This is a genomic window from Streptomyces sp. URMC 127 (assembly GCF_051386535.1).
Taxonomy (GTDB): domain Bacteria; phylum Actinomycetota; class Actinomycetes; order Streptomycetales; family Streptomycetaceae; genus Streptomyces.
This window is the reverse complement of sequence record NZ_JBPQTW010000045.1, coordinates 1-20447: the sequence shown is the minus strand read 5'-3', so window position 1 is coordinate 20447 and position 20447 is coordinate 1. Positions and strand designations below refer to the sequence as shown.

The 20447-nt window shown below is 68.7% G+C and carries 16 protein-coding genes and 1 pseudogene; 11 read left to right on the top strand and 6 right to left on the bottom strand.

Annotation, left to right across the window (positions count from 1 at the left end; all coding sequences use genetic code 11):
- Positions 1 to 1378: 1378 nt before the first annotated feature.
- Complete coding sequence (locus ACSNOH_RS13090) at positions 1379 to 2953, bottom strand: sensor histidine kinase (protein ID WP_436721444.1); 1575 nt, start codon at positions 2951 to 2953, stop codon at positions 1379 to 1381.
- Entirely contained in the window at positions 2953 to 3642 is a 690-nt protein-coding gene (locus ACSNOH_RS13085) for a response regulator transcription factor (protein WP_436721443.1), read from the bottom strand. The genes ACSNOH_RS13090 and ACSNOH_RS13085 overlap by 1 nt, the downstream gene beginning before the upstream one ends.
- 673 nt (positions 3643 to 4315) lie before the next feature.
- On the opposite strand from ACSNOH_RS13085, the gene ACSNOH_RS13080 reads away from it, so the two are divergent.
- The 3 genes from ACSNOH_RS13080 (at position 4316) to ACSNOH_RS13070 (ending at position 8218) form a co-directional block, all read left to right on the top strand.
- Complete coding sequence (locus tag ACSNOH_RS13080; protein ID WP_436721442.1) at positions 4316 to 5584, top strand: glycosyltransferase family 4 protein; 1269 nt, start codon at positions 4316 to 4318, stop codon at positions 5582 to 5584.
- 650 nt (positions 5585 to 6234) lie between these two features.
- Positions 6235 to 7464 (top strand): hypothetical protein, encoded by a 1230-nt coding sequence (locus tag ACSNOH_RS13075; RefSeq protein WP_436721461.1) that lies wholly within the window; start codon positions 6235 to 6237, stop codon positions 7462 to 7464.
- Positions 7448 to 8218: a hypothetical protein gene (locus ACSNOH_RS13070; protein WP_436721441.1), complete on the top strand. Its 771-nt coding sequence runs from the start codon at positions 7448 to 7450 to the stop codon at positions 8216 to 8218. The genes ACSNOH_RS13075 and ACSNOH_RS13070 overlap by 17 nt, the downstream gene beginning before the upstream one ends.
- 331 nt (positions 8219 to 8549) lie before the next feature.
- Here the strand turns inward: ACSNOH_RS13070 and ACSNOH_RS13065 are convergent, their stop codons facing one another.
- The 3 genes from ACSNOH_RS13065 to ACSNOH_RS13055 form a co-directional block, all read right to left on the bottom strand.
- The gene (locus ACSNOH_RS13065; protein WP_436721440.1) at positions 8550 to 9194 is read right to left on the bottom strand and encodes a LysE family translocator; all 645 of its coding nucleotides are present in this window, start codon (positions 9192 to 9194) and stop codon (positions 8550 to 8552) included.
- A gap of 425 nt (positions 9195 to 9619) precedes the next feature.
- Positions 9620 to 10273, bottom strand: a complete 654-nt coding sequence (locus ACSNOH_RS13060) for a hypothetical protein (RefSeq protein ID WP_436721439.1) — start codon at positions 10271 to 10273, stop codon at positions 9620 to 9622.
- Between the two features lie 196 nt (positions 10274 to 10469).
- On the bottom strand, positions 10470 to 11336 hold the full coding sequence (locus tag ACSNOH_RS13055; RefSeq protein WP_436721438.1) for a response regulator: 867 nt from the start codon (positions 11334 to 11336) through the stop codon (positions 10470 to 10472).
- Positions 11337 to 11763: 427 nt separating this feature from the next.
- On the opposite strand from ACSNOH_RS13055, the gene ACSNOH_RS13050 reads away from it, so the two are divergent.
- From ACSNOH_RS13050 to ACSNOH_RS13015, 8 genes are all read left to right on the top strand, one after another.
- On the top strand, positions 11764 to 11970 hold the full coding sequence (locus ACSNOH_RS13050) for a hypothetical protein (RefSeq protein WP_436721437.1): 207 nt from the start codon (positions 11764 to 11766) through the stop codon (positions 11968 to 11970).
- 61 nt (positions 11971 to 12031) lie between these two features.
- Complete coding sequence (locus tag ACSNOH_RS13045) at positions 12032 to 12796, top strand: MauE/DoxX family redox-associated membrane protein (protein WP_436721436.1); 765 nt, start codon at positions 12032 to 12034, stop codon at positions 12794 to 12796.
- Positions 12797 to 12810: 14 nt separating this feature from the next.
- Complete coding sequence (locus tag ACSNOH_RS13040; protein WP_436721435.1) at positions 12811 to 13365, top strand: TlpA disulfide reductase family protein; 555 nt, start codon at positions 12811 to 12813, stop codon at positions 13363 to 13365.
- 143 nt (positions 13366 to 13508) lie between these two features.
- A complete protein-coding gene (locus ACSNOH_RS13035) occupies positions 13509 to 15371 on the top strand; it encodes an ABC transporter ATP-binding protein (RefSeq protein ID WP_436721434.1) in 1863 nt (620 codons plus the stop codon).
- Positions 15368 to 15904: a S26 family signal peptidase gene (locus tag ACSNOH_RS13030; RefSeq protein WP_436721433.1), complete on the top strand. Its 537-nt coding sequence runs from the start codon at positions 15368 to 15370 to the stop codon at positions 15902 to 15904. The genes ACSNOH_RS13035 and ACSNOH_RS13030 overlap by 4 nt, the downstream gene beginning before the upstream one ends.
- 572 nt (positions 15905 to 16476) lie before the next feature.
- A complete protein-coding gene (locus tag ACSNOH_RS13025; protein ID WP_436721432.1) occupies positions 16477 to 17133 on the top strand; it encodes a TMEM175 family protein in 657 nt (218 codons plus the stop codon).
- Positions 17134 to 17755: 622 nt separating this feature from the next.
- Positions 17756 to 18649, top strand: a complete 894-nt coding sequence (locus tag ACSNOH_RS13020) for a methyltransferase domain-containing protein (protein WP_436721431.1) — start codon at positions 17756 to 17758, stop codon at positions 18647 to 18649.
- A 453-nt stretch (positions 18650 to 19102) separates the two neighbouring features.
- Positions 19103 to 19474: a DUF6896 domain-containing protein gene (locus ACSNOH_RS13015; protein WP_436721430.1), complete on the top strand. Its 372-nt coding sequence runs from the start codon at positions 19103 to 19105 to the stop codon at positions 19472 to 19474.
- Positions 19475 to 19479: 5 nt separating this feature from the next.
- Here the strand turns inward: ACSNOH_RS13015 and ACSNOH_RS13010 are convergent.
- A pseudogene (locus ACSNOH_RS13010) lies at positions 19480 to 20244 on the bottom strand (IS5 family transposase).
- Positions 20245 to 20447 lie beyond the last annotated feature (203 nt).

Here is a 20447-nt window from a genome sequence, read left to right as displayed (position 1 = left end):
GCATGCCGCTTTCGTGTCGGTCTTGCCGAGCACCTCGGTGATGCTCTCCAGGGCCCGGTCGAGGCCGCCCTGGACCGCCACCACGCGTTCAGAAGGCATCCCCACCGAGCAGACCGCACGCCTGCCGCCTACCATCCGGAAACGCGGGTCGAGGCCCAGCGCGTGATCCACGCTGCCTGATGACGCGGTGCTCGATCAACACGTCAACGACCTCGACTGGTTGATCATCCTGCCGTCAGCAAGACAATCCATCGTGACCGACCCGCCGCGTTGAAGTCGGCGGTTGAGCAGCGAGTGTCGATGGAGCCGGTTGCAGGGGAGCAGGGGAGCCGGCCTGATCGGCCGTCCTGGCGGGCCCGGGCTGGTGATCCACCTGTGGTGTCGGCGATACGTCGGGGCCGGGGCCCGCGGGCGGCACAACGGTGCGGCCCTGCACCGGCGGGACGGTGGGCGGAACGGCCTCGGCTCCCGGCGTGCTTGTCGTGCCGGGAGCAGGCGGCATTTTGTGGAGGGGGGTACGGGAGGAAGGGTGTGTCCTGGACGAGGGCGGGCCCGAGCGCCGTGTAGTGGTGTGTGGCCGGTGTCCGGGGGACGACGGACGCTTACCGACCCCGGGCGCGCGGGGGGACAGACGGTCGGCTGGGAGCGGCGGACGACCGGTGGTAGGGACAGGGGGCCGCGGGGCGCGGTTGGCCGACGGTGAGGGGGGCCGGTGTCCCAGTACGCCAGGCGCCGGTGGGTATCGACCCACAGCTGGACTTCGTTCGGCCCTGCGCGCGCTGCAAATCTTCTAGGCCCCACAGCCTGAACCTGCATTCCGGTGCGCACCGGGGCAGCAGCTGGGGGTGGTCTCTACGCAGACACACCGGAAATGCCGCCCCTTCGGGGCCCGCCGGGACGCGCTCGGCCAGCAGCGTCCGCAAGACGGTGGTGGTCGTCCGCAGCGGGGCCTGGTCCCCGTTCTCCTGGGTGCGGTCCGCGTCGGTCGGGGGCTGTAAGGGAAGCTGTAAGAGAAAGGGAGGGGCATCCCTGGCTCCGAGGCCGTCGGTCAGGACCAGGCGCAGCGTGCTGTCGGGCTGGACGCCGACCTGGCCGGCGGAGTCCCGCGCCATGGCTTCATGCCCGGATGGGGTCGAGGCCGCAGTTGTCAGTGGCCGAGCCCGCGCAGCAGGTCCGGCTCGCGGACGATCCCCGCCCGGACGGTTCCCCGATAGGGGGCCACGATCGGCCGGGCAACAGCCCCCGATGCGCATCCGGCGGATTGCCTGAGCTTCCCGCTCTCGCCGCGCGGAACAGCAGGCCGAGGCCGCAGCGACCCGCCCGGTCGGCGTGGCAGAGGTCTTGATCGGCTCATTCGGCCGTCTCTCTGCCAGCGCGCTCAGACAGTCGTATCCGGTGGGCCGGGGAGGACCAGGATGAAAGTGGTGCCGGGACGGGGGTGGTCGGAGTGGGCGGTGAGGGTGCCGTGGTGGCGTTCGGCGATGTCGCGGGCGATGGCGAGACCGAGGCCGCTGCCGCCCGTGTCGCGAGTACGAGCCTCGTCGAGACGGGTGAACCGCTCGAAGACGCGCTCGTACTCGTCCGGGGCCAGGGGCGTGCCGTCATTGTGGACGGTGACTGTGTGTGCTCGGCCGTCGGTGGTGATGTCCAAGACGACGGCGGTGCGTGCGTGCCGTACGGCGTTGTCGAGGAGGTTGCGCAGCAGGCGGTGGAGCTGTGCGCCGTCGCCGCGGACGGGGGCCTGGTCGGGTGTGCCGCGCAGCGAGACGGGGTGGCCGCGGTGCCGGTACTCGTGAACGAGTTCCGCGGCGAGGCCGGCCAGGTCGATGAGGGAGTAGGCGGCGGGGTGGTCGGGCCGGGCCAGCAGGAGCAGGTCTTCGGTGAGGGTCTGGATGCGTCGCGTGGCGGTGAGGGCGTTGTGGAGTGTCTGGTGCGCGTCGATCGTGTCCGGGTGGGCGAGAGCGGTCTCGAGTTCGTAGCGCAGTGCGGCGACGGGGGAGCGGAGTTCGTGTGAGGCGTCCGCGACGAACCGGCGTTGGCGTTCTACGGCGGTCTCCAGCCGGTCCAGAGTGGTGTTGGTGGTCAGTGCCAGGCTACGGACGGGGTCGCGGGCGTCGGGGACGGGAACGCGGCGGTCGAGGCTGGTGTCGGTGATCTCGGCGACCTCCCGCCGCATCGCCTCGACCGGGCGCAGGGAACGGCGTGCGGCGGTCCAGGCGAGGGCGGCGACCAGTAGCGCGGCCAGCGGGACACCGGTCATGAGCGGGGTGCGCAGTGAAGCTGCGGCCAGCTCGGCGTCGTCGGGAGGTACGAGGACGTAGAGGGTGGAACGGCACGACCCGTCGGCTTCGGTGGGCATGCGGCATGCGCTCGCGGGGGTGTGCACGGCGGTGGCGAAGACGGTCATGGTGCGGTGTGCGAGAACGTGAGCCTGCCGGTGGGCGATGAGCGCCTTCTGCTCGGCAGAGGTGTCACTGCTGGGCGGCGGCTTGAGCGTTCCGTCGGGACGGTGGAAGCGGTCGTGGTCGCGTTCGTCGACCGCGCCGACGTGGACCGTGCCCCGTTGCGGACTGCCGGTTGTCCGGTGGGGAGGCTGGTCGGGAGGCGGGGGGAGCAGGGTCCTCAGGCCGATGAGGTTCCGGGTGCCGCCGGCCGCGGCGACGGTGCGGCCGGCCCGGTCGATCTCGATGAGGGGCCAGCCCCGCAGGGGGTCGCTGAGGATTTCCTCGCCGGCGGCCGCTTGGCCGGCGAGTTGAACGGACAGCTCGTACGCGCGGTTGTCCGTCGTCCGGTAGGCGTCCGCGCGGACGTGCTGGAAGAGCCACCACGCCCCGGTGCCGAACAGCACGAGGGCGGCGACTCCCGCCACGAGTGCGATGCGCGCCTGTCCGGGCAGGCGGTGGAGCAGGGCCGGTGTACGGCTACGGCGCGAGGGATGCCGCTGGGCGGTCATCAGGGCTGTTCGCGGGGTGTGAGGCGGTAGCCGTGTCCGCGGACGGTTTCGATGCTGTGGGTGGCGAAGGGAGCGTCCACCTTCTTGCGCAGTGCGGAGATGTAGACCTCCACGATGGCCGTGCCCCCGGTGTAGGCCGGGTCCCAGACCTCGTCGAGGATTTCCTCCTTCGACACCGGGCGGTCCGGTGTGTGCAGCAGACAGGTGAGGATCGCGAATTCCTTCGGTGTCAGGGCGAACTCGACGGCGCCCCGGCCTGCGCGGCGGGAGGTCGTGTCCGCCCACAGATCGCCGACGCGCAGCACGGAGTGGCCCGTCGTGGCGGTGGCACCCCGGCGCAGCAGGGCCCGCAGCCGTGCGAGCAGGACCACCGAGGAGAACGGCTTGACCAGGTAGTCATCGGCGCCGGTGTCCAGGCCCTCCGCCTCGTCGTACTCGCCGTCTTTCGCGGTGAGCATCAGCACGGGCGTGTCGATGCCCGCGGCGCGCAGGGCGGAGCAGATTCGGTAGCCGTTCAGACCCGGGAGCATGATGTCCAACACGATGACCGAGTGGTCACCGGTCAGGGCTCGCTCCAGCCCGGTGGTGCCGTCGCGGACGAGTTCTACGCGGTAGCCCTCCGCTGTCAGACCGCGGTGCAGGGCGGGTCCGAGCTGTGGATCGTCCTCGATGACCAGGATGCCTTTCACAGGATGCAGCCTGTCATGCCGCGTGTTCTTCTTCCTGAAGATGACCTTTGGGTTTTTTAGATCATCTTTGGGTTGGTTCGTGCATGCTGTGTCTCCGCCGCACCGGACGGAAGCGCCCGTTACTCGCAGTCGCCCACGGTTCGACTACGCAGCGTCCGGTCGGGCCCACTACGCAGCGTCGGTCGGGATCCGACTACGCACGGTCCCGGCCAGGGTTCGACGGGCTGCTCCGCGTCGGTGCTCCTCCGCCCCCTGATCGCTCAGAAAGCTGCCCTCATGCCGAGCCCTGCCGTTCACCCACCCACCGCGGGCTTCTCCGGCATCCCATGAGCAGAGGAGCACGGGGCTCGCTCGGTCCACTCGCTCAGGTCCACTCGCTCGGTCACCGGGACGAGTCTTCCCACCGGGCTCCGGCCGTCCGGCCAGGGGCGGGCCACAGCGCCTCACAGCGGTCCGGGCCACGCGACCCGGGCCACGGCGGCCCGGGCCCGTGCGAACGGACAGCCTGGCGCCCGCGGCGCGTCTCTTCGTCACCGTCCTCCACCTCCTGCGCCCCGCCCCCAGCCCGTTCCCAGCCAGTCCCCATCCCGGCACGGTCTGCCGTCGTCCGCCGCGCCGCCGTCGCCCGTGCCCGCCCCACCGCTCCACCAGCCAGCCAGAGGTGTGCAAGCACATGCGTATTTCCTTCCTGCTCCACAACGCCTACACCATTGGCGGCACGATCAGATCGACGTTCAACCTTGCCGCCGCACTGGCCGTCCACCACGACGTGGAGATCGCCTCGGTCCTCCGCTACCGCAAGACGCCGGCCATGGGCGCACCACCGGGGGTGCGGCTGACACATCTGGTGGACCTGCACCGAGCTTCCCCGCACTACGACGGCGACGATCCCCGCCACGCCCAGCCCGCCCGTGTCTTTCCCCGCGCAGACGGCCGTCACAGGCAGTACAGCCGCCTCACGGACGAACGCATCGGCCGCTATCTGTCCCGCCTGGAGACAGACGTGATCGTCGGCACGAGGCCGGGGCTGAACGTGCACATCGCCCGGCAGGCCCACCCCGCCGCCATCAGGGTGGGCCAAGAACACCTCACCCTCTCCGGCCACGGCTTGCGCATGCGCCACGAGATACGCCACCGCTACCCCTTGCTGGACGCACTCACCACCGTGACCGAAGCCGACGCGCACGCCTACCGCCGACTCGGCTTGCCCGGCGTACGGGTGCAGGCGATTGCCAACAGCGTCCCTGACATAACGGAGGGACCGGCCGAGCACACCGGCAAAGTCGTCGTGGCCGCGGGACGGCTCATCCCGGTGAAACGCTACGACCTCCTCATCAAGGCCTTCGCCGACGTCGTCGCCTCTCACCCGGACTGGCAGCTACGGATCTTCGGTAGAGGCGACACCACCGGCGACGAAAGGCGTGCTCTGACCGCCCTCATCGACAGTCTTGGGTTGAACGGCCACGTCTTCCTCAACGACCACGTCGGCGCGTTGGAGTCCGAGCTCGCGAAGGCGTCCATCGCCGTCTCCGCCTCCGACCGGGAGTCTTTCGGCATGACCATCGTCGAGGCCATGCGCTGCGGCCTGCCTGTCGTCGCGACTGACTGCCCCAACGGGCCGCGCGAGATCATCGCCCACGGTGTCGACGGGCGCCTGGTCCGCCCCGGCGACACCGACGGCCTCGCTGCCGCGCTGTGCGACCTCATCCGTGACGCCGCCCTGCGCCGGCGCATGGGAGAGGCAGCTCGGCAGAACTCGGTCCGCTTCGCTCCCGACCACATCGCCGAGCAACACCTCAGCCTCTACGAGGACTTGCTCAAGCGCGGCCCTGGCAAACGCTCACTCAGCCCACTGCAGGAAGCCGCCCACCGGACGCGTACCGCCGCCATCGACACCGCACACACCCTACGGTCGGCTACGCGCCGGGTGGTGAAGAAGTAACCCGTCGGGGGAGAGGAAGTGACCTGTCGGGGGAGAAGAAGTGACCCGTCGGTCGAACCACGTGCATCCCCTAGCGCTCCCGAGGCGAGCGCTACGGTCGCTCCAGGCGGGCTGCTCGGTTTGAGGGCGCGGCGATGTCGGATTCCTCCCACCGAGTCACGCATCCGCATCGGACACGGTGTCAGGCGGTGCGAGAGCCCCGCATCGATCAGCATGATCGCTTCGCCCTCCTGCCCCGCCGCAACACCGGCAGGCCCTCGCTGCGGCACCGCAACGCCACCAGGGTCACTCGCGACCTGCCGTCACTGCCGGCTGCACCGCCCTCGTCCTGATGGCGGGCGCTTCCTTTCGCTCATGTCCGCTACGGCGTTGCCGACGAACGCCTCCTGCCCCCGCACGCCGAGGCCCGCGCCACCATCTCACCGCGGGACTGTCCGCTCGGCCCCACTACCTCCCCGAGCAACTGCGCCCACCGCCCGCCCGTACAGCAGAACCCCGTTGCCCGCTGTCCAGCCGCGTGAGAGCATCAAGGTTCAACAGTCCGTCTCCTTCCATTCGTGCTGCACAACGCGAACGAAATGAGACGGACTGTTGTCGTGTCCACGATTTTGAGCGATCCACCAAGATCTGTGAATGACAGGTACCGTTTGATGTGCGCAACAGAGCTGACAGAAGCCTGCATCGAGGATGCGAGCAACATCTTGGTTGCGCCGTCATTGTCGCAAGACAATGACGTGATCAGGGACTTCTTCGGGTCCGTTATCACGCCGGATGACCTCGCTTCTGGTTCGCTCAACCTCGCACAGAAGACCGTCTACCTGTGCGGCGATGTATCCGGGATCAGCAGCCGCCAACTGCAGGAGGCTGCCCGGGTATTCGTCATCCGGGAGCTGTCACACGGCTACCGCGAGGACGTCGGAAAACATTGGACCCCCGTCGACCTCGGCCGAGCTCCCATCCGAGCACACGGCCTCGGCGTGTACTACCGCCGCTTTTTCGGACTCGGCGACGATCACTTCGGGCGGATCTGTGCGGAGCACGCGTTCCAGTCCCTGACAGAGTCCACCAAGCCTGGAACAGCCCACCGCAGCGGAATCTATCTGACGCCCGTCACACGAGACGGCGACGAACTGCACTTCCGCTTGCTCCGGTGCTCCACGAATCTCTCGGGACCGACCGAGGGCTTTCGTCCGACCGACACGCACATCGTCGATGCTCTGAACCGCGAGGCCGCCGCCGTCTTCCGGAACCAGGCACCGTTGAATCACGTCCTCGCTCAGATCTACCACAACACCCGTGCCACGCCCGAGCGCAAGCAGTCCAAGGCCAAGATCTCGGCCCACGCCGACAAGACCAAGGACATGCCCGTCAACGGCATCATGGCCTTCTGCACCTTTTATGACCGGCTCGACAAGCTGCAGCCCCTGGCCGACGATCCTTTCGACTATGGCGTGAAGGGTGCCAGCGCGCTGACCAGACTCCACTTCCGCCTCAAGGAGCCGACCGAAAAACGTGACGGCGTTGCGCTCCCCCCGCAGTTCACGCTGACCCTCTACCCCGGCTCCGTGTTCCTCATGCCGCTGTCCACCAACCGCCTGTATACGCACGAAGTCCGGCCCTCACCGCTGGACGCCGAGCTGCTCCCGACCCGACTGGGATACGTGGTGCGCTGCTCGAGCGCCGAAGCCGTGCACAAGAACGGCCGCACGTTCCTCAAAATGGCCGGAGATCTGGCGAAGCTGGGGCCACCCACATCGGCCGGCATGAACGAGCTGCGCAGACTGTACGCCGAGGAGAACAGGACCTCGTCCTTCATTGACTACGGCGACAAATTCCTCTTCAGTATGAACACGGGAGACTACATTGCCCCCCGAGTCTAGGATCTCGGATGAGATCATCTCGTGCGATTTGCCAACGGATGAAAATCTCTTTGCGGAGCTGTTCGCATCGGTACGTTGGGAAGATGTAGGAAAAGGCCGGCGAGGCGCTACGATCACCAAGATCGACGAGACGGGTGGTGTGCCCCTCGTACGTACCACCACTCGATACAGCAGCCCGGCGCAGCGTTTCCTGGCGGTGCACGAACGGCTGGCGCAGCGGATTCAAGAACGTGCGGCGCTCCCGGTCGGCTTCAACAACGCTCTGATCGAGAGCTACACGAACGCTTACCCAACCATGGGCAGCCATTCCGATCAAGCCCTCGATCTGGCCAGCGAGTCGTTTATCGCCGTCTTCTCCTGCTACCAGCACCCCGAGGCGAGCCCGCCGAGGAAGCTGATCCTCGAATCAAAGGGGTCTGGTTGCGAGAAGTTCGAGATCCCCCTCGCGCACAACAGTATCGTCGCATTTTCTGTCGACGCGAACCGGCGACTCAGGCACAAAATCGTATTGGACATGTCCGTTCAGGCGGCGGAAAACCAATGGTTGGGTGTAACGTTTCGGACGTCAAAGACCGTCCTTCGGTTTCGTGACGGACATGCATACCTCCCGCAGGGCGTGCGCCTCATGCCGGCCGACGATGAGCAGAGGCGCGAGTTCTACCAACTACGACGCCGTGAGAACCAAGAAACCGACTTCAACTACCCCCTGCTGACGTACACCATCAGCGAGAGCGATCTGATGCCGCCCGTCTGACGCTGAGGGCATGGAATGGCCCTCCGCCTCGGCGGCGGGGACGGATGCCTCTGCCCCGACACTAGCGGGGCCCCTGGAGCCGGATCAGCGGGCCGCCTCCAGCAGTTCCATCCGTGCGGACCCGTGACGGCGGGGAATTCGCCACAGCACCACGGAGAAGACCGACAGGAAGGCGACCCGCCTGCGCGAGGGCGCACGTGAGGGACGGCCACCCGGCCTCGATGAGGACAGCCGGGTCACTTACGACCGCGTCGGCGATCTCCGTGCGTGTTCGGCCGGTCCCAGCAGGACCGGTGTCCGCAGGCCTGTGTCACAGGCCTGCGGACACGGCTCAGGCGGAGACAGGCGTACGGGACAGGGCGGTGCGCAGCGCGAAGATGCCGAGCAAGCCGCCTGACGCGAACCGCTGAGCGGCCATCACACGGGGCCGGGCGGCCAGGAACCCCGATATCCGTGCTGCGCCCAGCATGATCAGAGCGTTCACGGAGATCCCCACGATGATCTGCACACCACCGAGCTGGAGCAGTTGCGCCCAGTCCGGGCCCGCCTGCGCATCCATGAACTGGGGCAGAAGAGCGGCGTACATGAGAGCGATCTTGGGGTTGAGCAGGTTGGTCAGGAGTCCCATCGAGAACAGGCGGGCGTCAGAGACCGGAGGCAGGTCCTGGGCCGGGGCGAAAGGCGAGCGGCCGCCGGGCTTGAGCATGCCCCAGGCCAGGTAGGCCAGGTAGGCGGCTCCGGCGAGCTTGACCAGCGTGAAGGCCAGCGGCACGGCGGCGAACAACGCGGACAGACCCGCGGCAGCAGCCAGCAGGTAGCACACGAATCCCACGGCGGTCCCGCTCAGGCTGACCAGGCCAGCCCTGCGGCCTTGAGTGATCGCGCGAGAGGCGAGGTGGATCATGTTCGGTCCCGGAGTCAGGGCCATGCCCAGTTCGACCAGGGCGACTCCTCCCACTGCGGCCAGACTGATCACCGGTCAACTCCTGATCGTTTACGCGGGTACCTGGTACCCGGAGGGGGCGGCGTCCCGGCTGCGACGGGCGGCTGCGACGCATGGCAGTGCCTGCATCGCCCGCTTCAGGATACGACCCTGCCATCAGGCGTCTGCCTGCACCCTGACCCCAGCCGGCCGACGCCATCAACGACTGCAGCCGGATTGCTCACGATCGCGTCGGCGATCTCCGAGTGACCGGCCGGACAGGCCCTGCTGGAAGACCGTCCGAAGCGAGACCTTCGTCGGGCTTCTGGAGGCTGGTCCCGTACGTGATCTACGGCATGCTGGTGAGCCGGCACCCTTCCGTACCACCCGGGCGAGGGTCTGGTGGTGCAGGTGGGCGTTGCCGAGCACGGCGTGGCGGACGCGTCGCCCTTCAGAGCGGCAGTGCAGACTGCGCGAGCTCAACACCGGGCGGGCGCAGAGCCGGGCGGGCGCAGAGCCGGGCGCTGCCGGCGGAGCAGGCGGCGCAGTGAAGGCACGACCGTGGCCGGATTGCGCGCGGGGGAGAGGCGGGCGTGGTGGCGCGTTTGACGCAGGAAGGCGTCGCCGTCAGCGAGCCATGTCTCGATCACCGGCTGCATCAGGGCATCCCGCTCGGTTTTGTTTTTGCCATAGGCGTAGGAGCCGGCGGGCAGCGCTCTGGGCGAGGTTCGCAGGTCTTTGTGCCCGGAGCCCCAGTTCGCGAGGACCTCCTCCCCGCGGGCGAGGGCGTCCGCGAGATGGCCGAGGGCGACAGTGCCCCGCGGTACGGCGGCCTCAGCAGGCCGACAGCGCTCCGGCACGGCCAGGGCATGGTGAAGAACGGCACGGAGCACGAACCAGGACAGGGAGGCGAACGCCTCTTCGGCTCCGGGTAGTACGCCGGCTATCAGAGGACTTCCATCGCTGCAGCGGCCAGGTGCCTTGATCGCCTCCCATGTCTGGCTTTCCTCGCGGACGCGGTCCAGCGCAAAGGTGATGGCGGCGATGCGCCGGGTGTGCGCCGCCTGGTGGTAGGCCGGCAGGAAGCGGTCGGTGAACGCGGGAGCGGTTGGCTGCGCCGCGCTGGGAGCCACGATGCTGCTCGGCGCGTGCGGTTCCTCGTAGTTGTCCTCGAAGCCCCCTGAGGGAACGCGCCGACGAGGTAGTCCCGGCGGTGGCCGGGCCGTTCGGGAATTCTCCGCCAGGGAGCCCCCGGCTGCCTGTCGAGGTCACCGACTGGTCTCACCAAGAAGAGCCCCCGGCAGACTCCTGCTCTCCCCGGCAGCGCCGTCATACTGCCCGCGTGATTGCCATCGCCTGCTCACCGGATGCCGGAGAGCAGCCCGGACATCGGCTCGTTCTACCCCTGGGCAGCAGAAGTGAAGTGGACGTGCCGATCGCCGGGGCCGAAGGGCTGCCCGGTGACTGCCCGGATGGCCTCTCCTGCGCCGCGATCAGGCCGGATTCGTAGGCGAAAACGACGGCCTGGGCACGGGTGCGGAGCCCGAGTTTCGTCATGACACGGTACAGGTGGGTTTTCACCGTGGACTCGCTCACGACCAGCTGCATGGCGATGTCCGCGTTCTCCAGGCCCCGGCCGACCATACTCAGCACCTCGGCTTCCCGGACGCTGAGCCGGGCGAGTTCTCTGCGGCGGCTCCCGGCCGACCGGGTGCCCGGCACGTAGGACGCTATGAGGCGCTGGATGATGCTCGGTGCGAAGAGCATGTCACCTGCCATGACGCTGGAGACGGCGGACAGGAGGCGCTGCGGCTCGATGTCCTTGAGGAGGAAGCCGGAGACGCCTGCGCGCAGGGCGCTGTATACGTACTCGTCGGTGTCGTGAGTGGTGAGCACGAGGACCTTGGGTGGGGCATCGGCCTGGGCCAGGATGTGGCCGGCGGCGGTGAGGCCGTCCATCACCGGCAGGTCGATGTCGATCAGAACCAGATGCGGCCGCACTCTCGCGGCCTGCCTGACGGCTTCGCTTCCGTCGGCTGCCTCGTGGATGGCGGTGATGTCGGGTGCGCCTTGCAGAAGTGCGGCTATGCCGGCTCTGGTGAGTCCTTGGCTGTCGACGACGAGCACAGTGAACACGCCGTCTCTCCCTGTCATCCTGTTCATGGTTCTGACGATGAGGTTCAGGCCGGTGGCCACGTACCGGTCCGGCGACACCGGCCCAGGCCCCGGCCCAGTCCCAGGCCCCGGCCCTGAGCACGGGACATCCTGCCTTCCGGTTCTGACAGGGGACAAGAACGCGAGAGCCCCTCACAGGCCTTTGGCCTGAACCATGTCATGGGGAGGGCGTACGGACTCGAGCCGACGGCAGCAGTCAGCCACTGATCGGCTACGGCTACGACTAGGGCTAGGGCTATGGGCTACGACTGTGGTTGACGTCGGCGCTGGACGTACGACAGGGGTGACGGACGAAAGTCGGGTCATGGATTGACGCTGTGGAAGATCACCTGCTCTAGCGTTCCTGGTCGTACTACCTCGCGGCCCGCGCCATTGCACGGGCTGTTCGCCGGTCCGCCACGTGCGCCGTCCACCGGCGCAGTGGTGGTCCTTCAGTGAGGAGACCGTCGTGATCAGGAAGCTCGAAGCACTGGGAAGCTCGCTCCTCGAACGATTCGTCCCCAAGGTCGACGCGTCGGCCGGTGCCCAGTGGTGCGCGTGGATGGACTTCGGGGCCTGCTGGCAGTGCAAGGACATCTGCGGCTACAACGCCAAGTGCAAGGCCTACTGCTGTGACAGCGCCCACAACTGCGGCAAGGTCAGCTGCTACTGCTGACCTCCGCTGAGCGCCGCCTCCCCGGGGGAGGACGGTGCGCCGGGCGGGAGTTCCCGGACGCATGGGCGTCCGGTCGCCCCGCCCGGCGCACGCGCCCCCGGCGGCGGCCGAGGAGAGATGTCTGGTGGAGTACCTGATAGTGGTGGCCCGCGGGCTGATCGGGACGGTGTTCGCGATCTCGTTCCTCGGGAAAGCGGCCGGCCGGGGCGCCCTGGGCAAGTTCGTGGAGTCGGTGGCCGCCCTGCGTGTGGTCCCCTTGAGGCTGGTCCGGGCAGGCGCCATGGGAGTGGTGGGTCTCGAAGGAGCCGCAGCCGTCCTGGTGTTCCTTCCCTGGAACGGCCCGGCGGTGGCCGGGATGGTGATCGCCGCTGTCCTGCTGTCCGTGTTCATGGCCGTCATCGGGCTTGTCTTACGCCAGGGCACGAGTGCGCCGTGCCGGTGCTTCGGCGGAGCTTCGGCCACTGTGCTCGGGCCACGCCATCTCGTCCGCAACGGCGTGCTGGTGGCCGTGGCTGTGGCTGTGGCTGTGGCCGGTACCTCCTCCGGTCCGGAACCCGGCACTGCCCCGGGCACTCTTGCAGGGTCGGTCGTGGCCGTCCTGGGAGGGGTGTTCCTGGGCGGACTTGTCGCATTTCTCGACGACATCCTTCACGTATTGCAGCCGTTCTCCGCCTGCCCCTTGCCGACTGCCCCCGCCCCCGGCCCCGGCGGCCCTGTTGCTCCCGGTGTTCCTCGGGCGGGACTTGAGGGCTCCGGGCGGGACGGTGCGAGCAGAGCCGATTCCTCCGGGCGGCGCCGGCCGCTCCGGTCAGAAACGATCCACTGACGAAAGGGAACTCGATGGGTGTCCTGGCAGCAGCAATCGTCCTGGTGGGCCTGGTCTGTACGCTCGACCTGGTGCTCACGCTTGGGGTGGTCAAACGCCTGCGCGAGCACACCGAGGAGCTTGCGCGCCTCAACGGCGTGGGCAAGGCCCCGGTGATCGCGGTGGGCGAAGCGGTGGGAGACTTCCTCGCCACCACGGTCGACGGAGAGTCTCTGACGGACGACTCCCTGACGGGTGACACCCTCGTCGCGTTCTTCTCCCCGACATGCGAGCCGTGCAAGGCGAAGATGCCGAAGTTCGTGGAGTACGCCCGGGCACTGCCCGGCGGGCGGAACCAGGTGGTGGCGACCGTGGTGGGCGACGCCGAGGAGGCCGCCGCGTTCGTCCACGAGCTGTCGCCGGTGGCCCGAGTCGTGGTCGAAGGGCACGAAGGTGCCCTGAGCCGGGCCTTCCGCGCCGAGGCGTACCCCACCGTGCTCCGGGCCGCGCCGGACCCCTCGGGCAGGCTCGTCATCACCGCGAACGACGTGGACGTCACTGCTGAACAGCCGGCCGCCGCGGCGATATGACCGAAGGACCTAAGGGGCCTGACGGACCTGAGGGGCCTGACGGACCGGACGAACCTAAGGGGCCTGAGGGGCCCGAGGGAGTCGTCCCAGGCCGCCCGGGAACGAAGGAGCCACTGCGGACCGGCGGCGGATTGCTGCCAAGGGTGTGGGCAGCGGTCACGCTGGCCGGCCGGGCCGCCCCCGCCACCCTGGCGCTGTACGTGGCGGCGGCCGTGGCCTCCGGCGCCCTGCCCGTGGTCACCGCATGGCTGACCAAGGCGGTGCTGGACACCTTGTCCGGCCCGGGCCCCGGCATGTCACCCGCCGTTCCCGCGGCGGGGCTGGCGCTGGCCACCGGCCTTATGGCCGTCCTGCCCCTGGCCATGCAGTACGTACGGGCCGAGATGGACCGCAAGGTGGGCCTGGTCGCCCAGGACCGGCTGTTCGTGGCGGTGGGCCGCTTCACGGGGCTGGAGCGCTTTGAGAACCCCGCGTTCCTCGACCACCTGCGCCTTGCCCAGCAGGCGGGCCGCAGCACGCCCAACGCCGTGGTCGACGGGCTCCTGGGCGTGTGCCGCGCGGCGCTCGCCGTTGGAGGCTTCCTCGGCACGCTGCTCCTGCTCAGCCCGCTGTTCGCCGGCCTCACGATCGCAGCCGGCATTCCGGCCGTCCTGGCAGAGACGGCGCTCTCGCGCAGGCGGGCACGGATGCTGTGGGACATCGGCCCGGCGGAGCGGAAGGAATTCTTCTACAGCGACCTGTTGTCGAGCGTGGACGCCGCCAAGGAAGTGCGCCTGTTCGGTGTGGCCGGCTTCCTGCGCGCTCGCATGCTCGGTGAACGGCGCGCCGCCAACGCCGCACGACGCAGCACGGACCTGCGCGAGGCCCTGGCCCATGGGAGCACAGCGGTGCTGGGCGCCGGCATATCCGGTGCGGGCCTGCTCTGGGCGGTCGGCGCGGCAAGGGCAGGCACGCTGTCGGTGGGGGACGTCACCGTGTTCGCCGCAGCCGTCGCCGGTGTCCAGGCCGCGGTAGTCACCTGTGCGAGTGCGATGGCAGCCGCCCACCATGCGCTGCTGATGTTCGACCACTACCTCACCGTTGTCCGCGCCGGGCCGGATCTTCCCCTCGCCTGTCCGCCACGCCCCCTCCCTCCGCTACGGAAGGGCATCGAGCTTCGCGACGTCTGGTTCCGCTACTCGGAGCGTCACCCCTGGGTGCTTCGGGGTGTGTCCTTGCACATTCCCCACGGCGCGGCCGTCGCGCTGGTGGGACTCAACGGGGCAGGGAAGTCAACGCTGGTGAAGTTGCTCTGCCGGTTCTACGACCCGACACGGGGCACTGTCCTGTGGGACGGCGTGGACATCCGTGACACGGATGCCGCGGAGCTTCGCAGCCGTATCACCGCCGTGTTCCAGGACTTCATGCAGTACGACATGACAGCCGCCGAGAACATCGGCCTGGGGGACATCCGGCTCATCGGCGATGAGGACCGCATCACGGGTGCCGCACAACGCGCCGGTGTGCACGAGAAGCTCGCCGGGCTTCCCCGCGGTTACGACACGCTGCTGACTCGGACGTTCTTCATGGACGGTGAGGAGAACGAGCCGGAGGCCGGTGTCGTGCTGTCGGGCGGTCAGTGGCAGCGGCTGGCGCTGGCCCGGGCGTTCCTGCGGGACCGCCGTGACCTGATGATCCTCGACGAGCCGTCGGCCGGTCTGGACGCGGAGGCCGAGGCCGAGATCCATGCCTCCCTCCGGCGGCACCGGCAGGGCCACACCAGCCTCCTGGTGTCCCATCGCCTCGGTGCCGTACGTGAAGCCGACCACATCGTGGTCCTGTCCCAGGGGCGCGTCACCGAGGAGGGCGACCACGAGCGCCTCATGGCACTCAACGGGCAGTACGCGCACCTCTTCACGTTGCAGGCGTCCGGCTATGCGTCCGCTTGTGAGCCCGCCCGTGAGTCCGCCTGTGAGTCCGCCTGTGAGCTCGCTCCCGTTGAGGAATCCGTGCGAGGAAGGTCATGACTGTCATGAAAGAGGTGTCCGGCGGGTGGCAACGGAGCCGCGGCCTCCCGTCCTGGGCCCTGGTGGTCGGCGCAGGTGTTCCCGCGCTGGTGGGCCTGGGCGCCGTCACCGGAACGTGGCTGGCCCGCAACCTGGTCGCGGTCACCGTACGAGGCGCGAGCATGGAACCCTCCTACGCCGACGGCGACCGCGTGCTGGTGCGACGTGCGCCTGCGCTCACGATCGGACGGGTAGTGGTGGTCGAACGTCCTGTCCCCGGTGTCGGCTGGTCGCACCCTCCTCTCTCACCGGCAGCCGGCGGCGCGGAAGTGGCCTCGCGGGAGTGGCTGATCAAAAGGATCGCGGCCGTGCCGGGTGACGTGGTCCCCAGGGACCGGGTACCGGCGCTGGCCGATGTACCCGAGGACACGGTGCCCGGCGGACGGCTCGTCCTGCTCGGGGACAACCAGAAGGTGAGCTTTGACTCGCGGCGGTTCGGCTACTTCCCCGTGGAGCGTGTGCTGGGTGCTGTCCGGTTCTCTTTGAAGAGGTGAGGAAGGCGGTCCGGTGCCGGTGGCGCACCCGCACCTCGAACGCACCTGTCGATCCGCGGTGGCCGCGGCGGACGTGCGCGCCGGCCTTCATCCCCACAGTCGGCTGGCGGCCGGGACAAGACCCTCTTGGTGCGCGTACGCGACGTTGTCGTCTGCCCGGTCTCGTGTCGGCGTTTCTTCGATTACGCCGACCTGCAGTCGCCCGCGGCTGCCCGGGCAGGCGCGGCTCTGGCCGATGTTCAGACCGTCCCGGGTAGCGGGCGCGCTGTACTTCGAGGTGTTGCAGCGCCGCGCGGTCACTGCCGGCGTGATGGCCCCTGGCTCGCTGTGTTCCGGCCCGCGCAATTCAGCATGCTGTAGTTCCGCTGTGTCTGATCACTTCGCTTGATCGGTGAGCGATTCCTTTGGTCATCTTGTGCTCAGCGGTCGGTTGTTCCGGGCAGTGCTTGGCCGGGAAGGGCCGGGAAGGGCCGGGGAAGGCCGGGGAGAGGGCGTGACCTGGCTCCCGAGATCGGGTGATGTCGAGGCGTGGCCGCTGGGGGTCGGCGTGGGCGCGTTCTAGCGTGGCTGGCATGGCTGTGACCGGCGCGGACAGTACGGCAGACCGTGGCGAGGTATCGGGAGCGGAGAGCCCGGAGCGGCTGGTCGCCTTGTCCGACGGGATCTACGCGATCGCCATGACGCTCCTGGTCCTTGATATCTCTGTCCCCGGCGGGTTGAGCGAGCCGGACTTCCAGCACGCGATGCGCCAGGTGTGGCCCCACCTCGGTGCCTACGCCCTCAGCTTCGCCGTCCTCGCTGCCCTCTGGCGCGATCAGCGATGGCTTCTCCACCAGGTGCGGCGGGTGGACACCCTCACCGTACGCCTGACCCTGGCCGGCCTCGGCGCGGTGGCCCTGGTGCCGTTCCCCACCGCGCTGCTGTCCGAGTACGGTGGCCGCGAACCCCTGGCCGTGTCCGCCTACGCTGCCGCCATCGCCCTGATCACCCTGCTGCACCTGTCCATGTTCCTGACTGTCTGGCGGCGCAGCAGCCTGCAAGCCCGGCCGATCCCCGACCGCGTCGGACGTATCACCGTCACCGAGCTGGGTGCGGTCTTCCTGGTCTGCGCAGCGTCCGTGGCCATGGCCTTCGCCGTCTCTCCCCAGGCAGGCCTGTGGACCTGGCTCGTGTCGATCCCTCTCAAGCACACGATCCGCTGGCGCATCCGAACACATCGCCGCACCTGAACGAAGGCACCCGGCAGCCCCACATCCTCGGCGCCCGCACCGAACCCGGCCAGGGCCGCATCGCCTCCACCGTGCGCAAGCGTCCCGGCCACCTGCAGAAGCGCACCGCCTGGCAACTGCTCGGCTACCTACCGCTCGACACCCTCGGCCTGTACCTCCCCGCTCCGCCATGGTGACGAAGTTGAGGACGAAAGCCTCCCGTAACGACAGGGAGGCTCCAGGAGACGGGCAGGGTGGGTTGGCAGGGGCTGCATCCGGATGTCAGGGCTTCGGCGTAGTAGGACGGTGTCCGGTTCATGACGGCCTGTCGGGAGGGAAGCCCTGAGGTACCACCCGTCACGAACGGGGACGTGCATCTGCTGGATTCCCTGGCCCGACTTTACGTCCTTTCTGTCGTGACCGAAGGCATCCGGTACGAGGCCAAACCGGCCATAGCCGATAGTCCGGTCAGCGCGCAGTCCCGCGCCTGATGCGCCGGCGGCGGGACCGAATACATGTACCGCTTCCGGCGCGTCACGGTGCAGAACCGCGCTGTAGGACGTGCGCGGCTCGTCGGCTGTGTGAGTCATCCCTCTCCCCGTCGTCGTAGCGCTGGTGGCCTGGGAAGGTTGACCATGTAGTTATGACCTCCTCGCCCCGCCCGCCGTACGTCGGTGGCCGACCGGATCCGATAGGCAGGACTACCGCGCTCGACGGAGAGTCCGCTCCCGCCCGCGGGTACCTGCTGGACAACGCGCGCACCGAGGCGGGCGAGCGATTCGTCTGGCTGGCCGAGCTGTTCGACGGAGTGACGCGCGGGCACTTCGACCGCCTGGGGGTCGGGGTCGGCTCGCGCTGCTGGGAAGTGGGGGCCGGTGGCCCCGGTATCCCGGAGGCGCTCGCGGCGGCCGTCGGACCGAGCGGGTACGTGCTGGCCACGGACATCGACCCGTCGTGGCTGAAGGCCGGCGACGGGTACGAGGTGCGTCGGCACGACGTCGCCGTTGACCCGCCCCCGGAGCCGGGGACGTTCGATCTGGTGCACGCCCGGCTTGTGCTGGTCCACGTACCCGACCGGGCTCGCGCGTTGGCCACGATGGCGGCAGCGCTACGGCCCGGCGGCTGGCTACTGGTCGAGGACGCCGATACCGCTCTGCAGCCCCTGGCATGCCTGGACGACAGCGACCCTGCGCAGCGGCGGGCCAACCGGCTGCGTGACGCGGTCCGGGAGCTGCTGGCGCGCCGCGGCGCGGACCTGCGCTACGGCCGGACGCTGCCGCGGGCCTTGCGTGAGGCCGGCCTGGTAGATGTCGCCGCGGCGGGCTCTTTCCCGGTCGGCGGCCTGGCGTGTGACCGGCTGGAGGCGGCGACCATCCGGCACGTGCGCGGCGAGTTGGTCGCGGCCGGCCTGGCCGACGACGCCGAGATCGACGCGCACCTGGCCGCCATCGACGCGGGCGAACTCGACCTGACACTCGCGCCGCTGATCTCGGCCTGGGGGCGCCGTCCAGCCGAGCACTCTCCGGCACTTGGGTAGGTGTTTCGTTTGGACCACCGTTCTGCTGCCTGCTGCCTGCTGCCTGCTGTACAGGACGAGTTACGGCGGAACATGAATCCAGCGGGGCCCGCATGACCGGGCCCGTGCGTCCGGAACTGATCGCTGCTTGCCAGCGTCGTGGTGTTTATGGCGCAAGATGGGAGCACGGTGGGCGAGGAGCCGACGTGGGCAGAGCTGCTGTTTTCCATTTTTGTGATGGTGGCCATCCCTACCGTCATCGGGGGGACGGTGATCTTGTCCCTTGTCGGACTGGCGATGTGGGTGACAGCACCGCTGCGGCGACGCAGGCGGGCCAGCCCTGATGACGGCTAACTGATCGTTTTGGAATGGCGTCTAGGCGGAGGCACTGGCGGCCCCATGAAACAATCCCTTCAGCTACGGACTCATGGGGGATGACGTCGTATGGAACGGGTTGGGGCTGCGCGAGACCTCGTGCTCGGTTACGTCCGCGCTCTGAACGCGATTGATGAGGCCATGAGGGCGGCAATCCCCTCGCTTGAACGGCTGGCGGATGTTGTTGTCCTGGCCAATTCGCGCCGGATCAGCCGGAGTGATCACATCGGCAGCTACTCCTACCAGGTTCATGGCTTCGGGTGCCGTTTCGTTAGCGACGACGGCACTGAGGTCGATGTGGATTTCGCAGCCGACGGGAGTGCAGTCTTCGACTTCTGGCGACTGCGCGGCTATGGGAGGAGTCTGCCGGAGCCTCTAGACGTCGCGGATCAGGACATGCGGTCCGCAGTGCAGTCGCTGGGACCGCTTCTGACCGAGGTGCGACCGGGGTGGTTCAGCGTAGCCAACTGATCGTCTCAGGACGTGGTTCGCAGGCGGTGGGGGCGTATGAGGCTGCGGGCCAGTTCGAGCAGGCCCTGGTGGAGATCGGCGCGTCGTTCGTAGCGGGTGCGGAGCCGTTTGAACTGGTGCAGCCAGACGAAGGCGCGCTCGACCGCCCGGCGCACCTTGCCCGGTCCGGAGCCGGGGGCGACGCCGCGTCGGACGATCACGGTTGGATGCCACGCTTCCTCAGCAGGCGGCGGGGCTTGTCGACGTCGTAGCCTCGGTCAGCATACAAACACCGGCGTTTGCGGCGGGGGTGTCCTTTCCATTCCCGAAGCGATGGAATGACGTCCGGCCGCGGCAGGAGCTGGGTGACGTCGTGCCGGTTGCTGCCGGTGAGCGTGACGGCGAGTAGGGTTCCGCGGCGGTCGACGATCAGGTGGTGCTTGGAGTCGGGGCGGGCAAGGTCGAAGGGTGAGGGGCCTCCGTTATCTCCCCTTTGAGAGCCGGGATGTGTGATCCGTTCACGGAGCAGTCGTCCAGGTTCATCAGGCTGGCGCGGTGGAGCTCGGCCAACAGGGCAGCGTGCGCGCGTGGCCAGACGTCGCGGCCTCGGTCCAGACACGCAGTCGGCGCCAGGCCGTCACCTCTGGAGCAGCCCGCCATCTCCGCGGGGACCTCACGCCATGCGACGCCGGCCCGCAGCCGTACATCACGCCGGCGAGTGCCACTCGGTGCCGTGCGCCGCGCCAAGTTCCGTGCGGTGTTGGCAGGTTTTCGGGGAGGCCGCTTTCCACTGGCGGGCTGTCAGAGTGACGCCTGGCTCAACCTGGCCGGTATCCGGACTCTGCGGTGGGCCGGAATCTCTGCAGGGGCCCGCCGTAACCTTTACCGTGGGCGGGAGACCGGAGGAGGCCGGACGTGGACGTCGCGCAGGCAAAGCACCGCTCGCCCATCGGAGATGACGGGCATCAACCCAACCGGCCCGTCCCTCCGCCCC

What these genes read in the sequence shown, in the direction of transcription:
- ACSNOH_RS13090 (WP_436721444.1), bottom strand. Translation starts at nt 2,953, where the DNA reads ATGACCGCCCAGCGGCATCCCTCGCGCCGTAGCCGTACACCGGCCCTG.
- ACSNOH_RS13080 (WP_436721442.1), top strand. Translation starts at nt 4,316, where the DNA reads ATGCGTATTTCCTTCCTGCTCCACAACGCCTACACCATTGGCGGCACG.
- ACSNOH_RS13075 (WP_436721461.1), top strand. Translation starts at nt 6,235, where the DNA reads ATGTGCGCAACAGAGCTGACAGAAGCCTGCATCGAGGATGCGAGCAAC.
- ACSNOH_RS13045 (WP_436721436.1), top strand. Translation starts at nt 12,032, where the DNA reads ATGGGCGTCCGGTCGCCCCGCCCGGCGCACGCGCCCCCGGCGGCGGCC.
- ACSNOH_RS13040 (WP_436721435.1), top strand. Translation starts at nt 12,811, where the DNA reads ATGGGTGTCCTGGCAGCAGCAATCGTCCTGGTGGGCCTGGTCTGTACG.
- ACSNOH_RS13030 (WP_436721433.1), top strand. Translation starts at nt 15,368, where the DNA reads ATGACTGTCATGAAAGAGGTGTCCGGCGGGTGGCAACGGAGCCGCGGC.
- ACSNOH_RS13025 (WP_436721432.1), top strand. Translation starts at nt 16,477, where the DNA reads ATGGCTGTGACCGGCGCGGACAGTACGGCAGACCGTGGCGAGGTATCG.
- ACSNOH_RS13020 (WP_436721431.1), top strand. Translation starts at nt 17,756, where the DNA reads ATGACCTCCTCGCCCCGCCCGCCGTACGTCGGTGGCCGACCGGATCCG.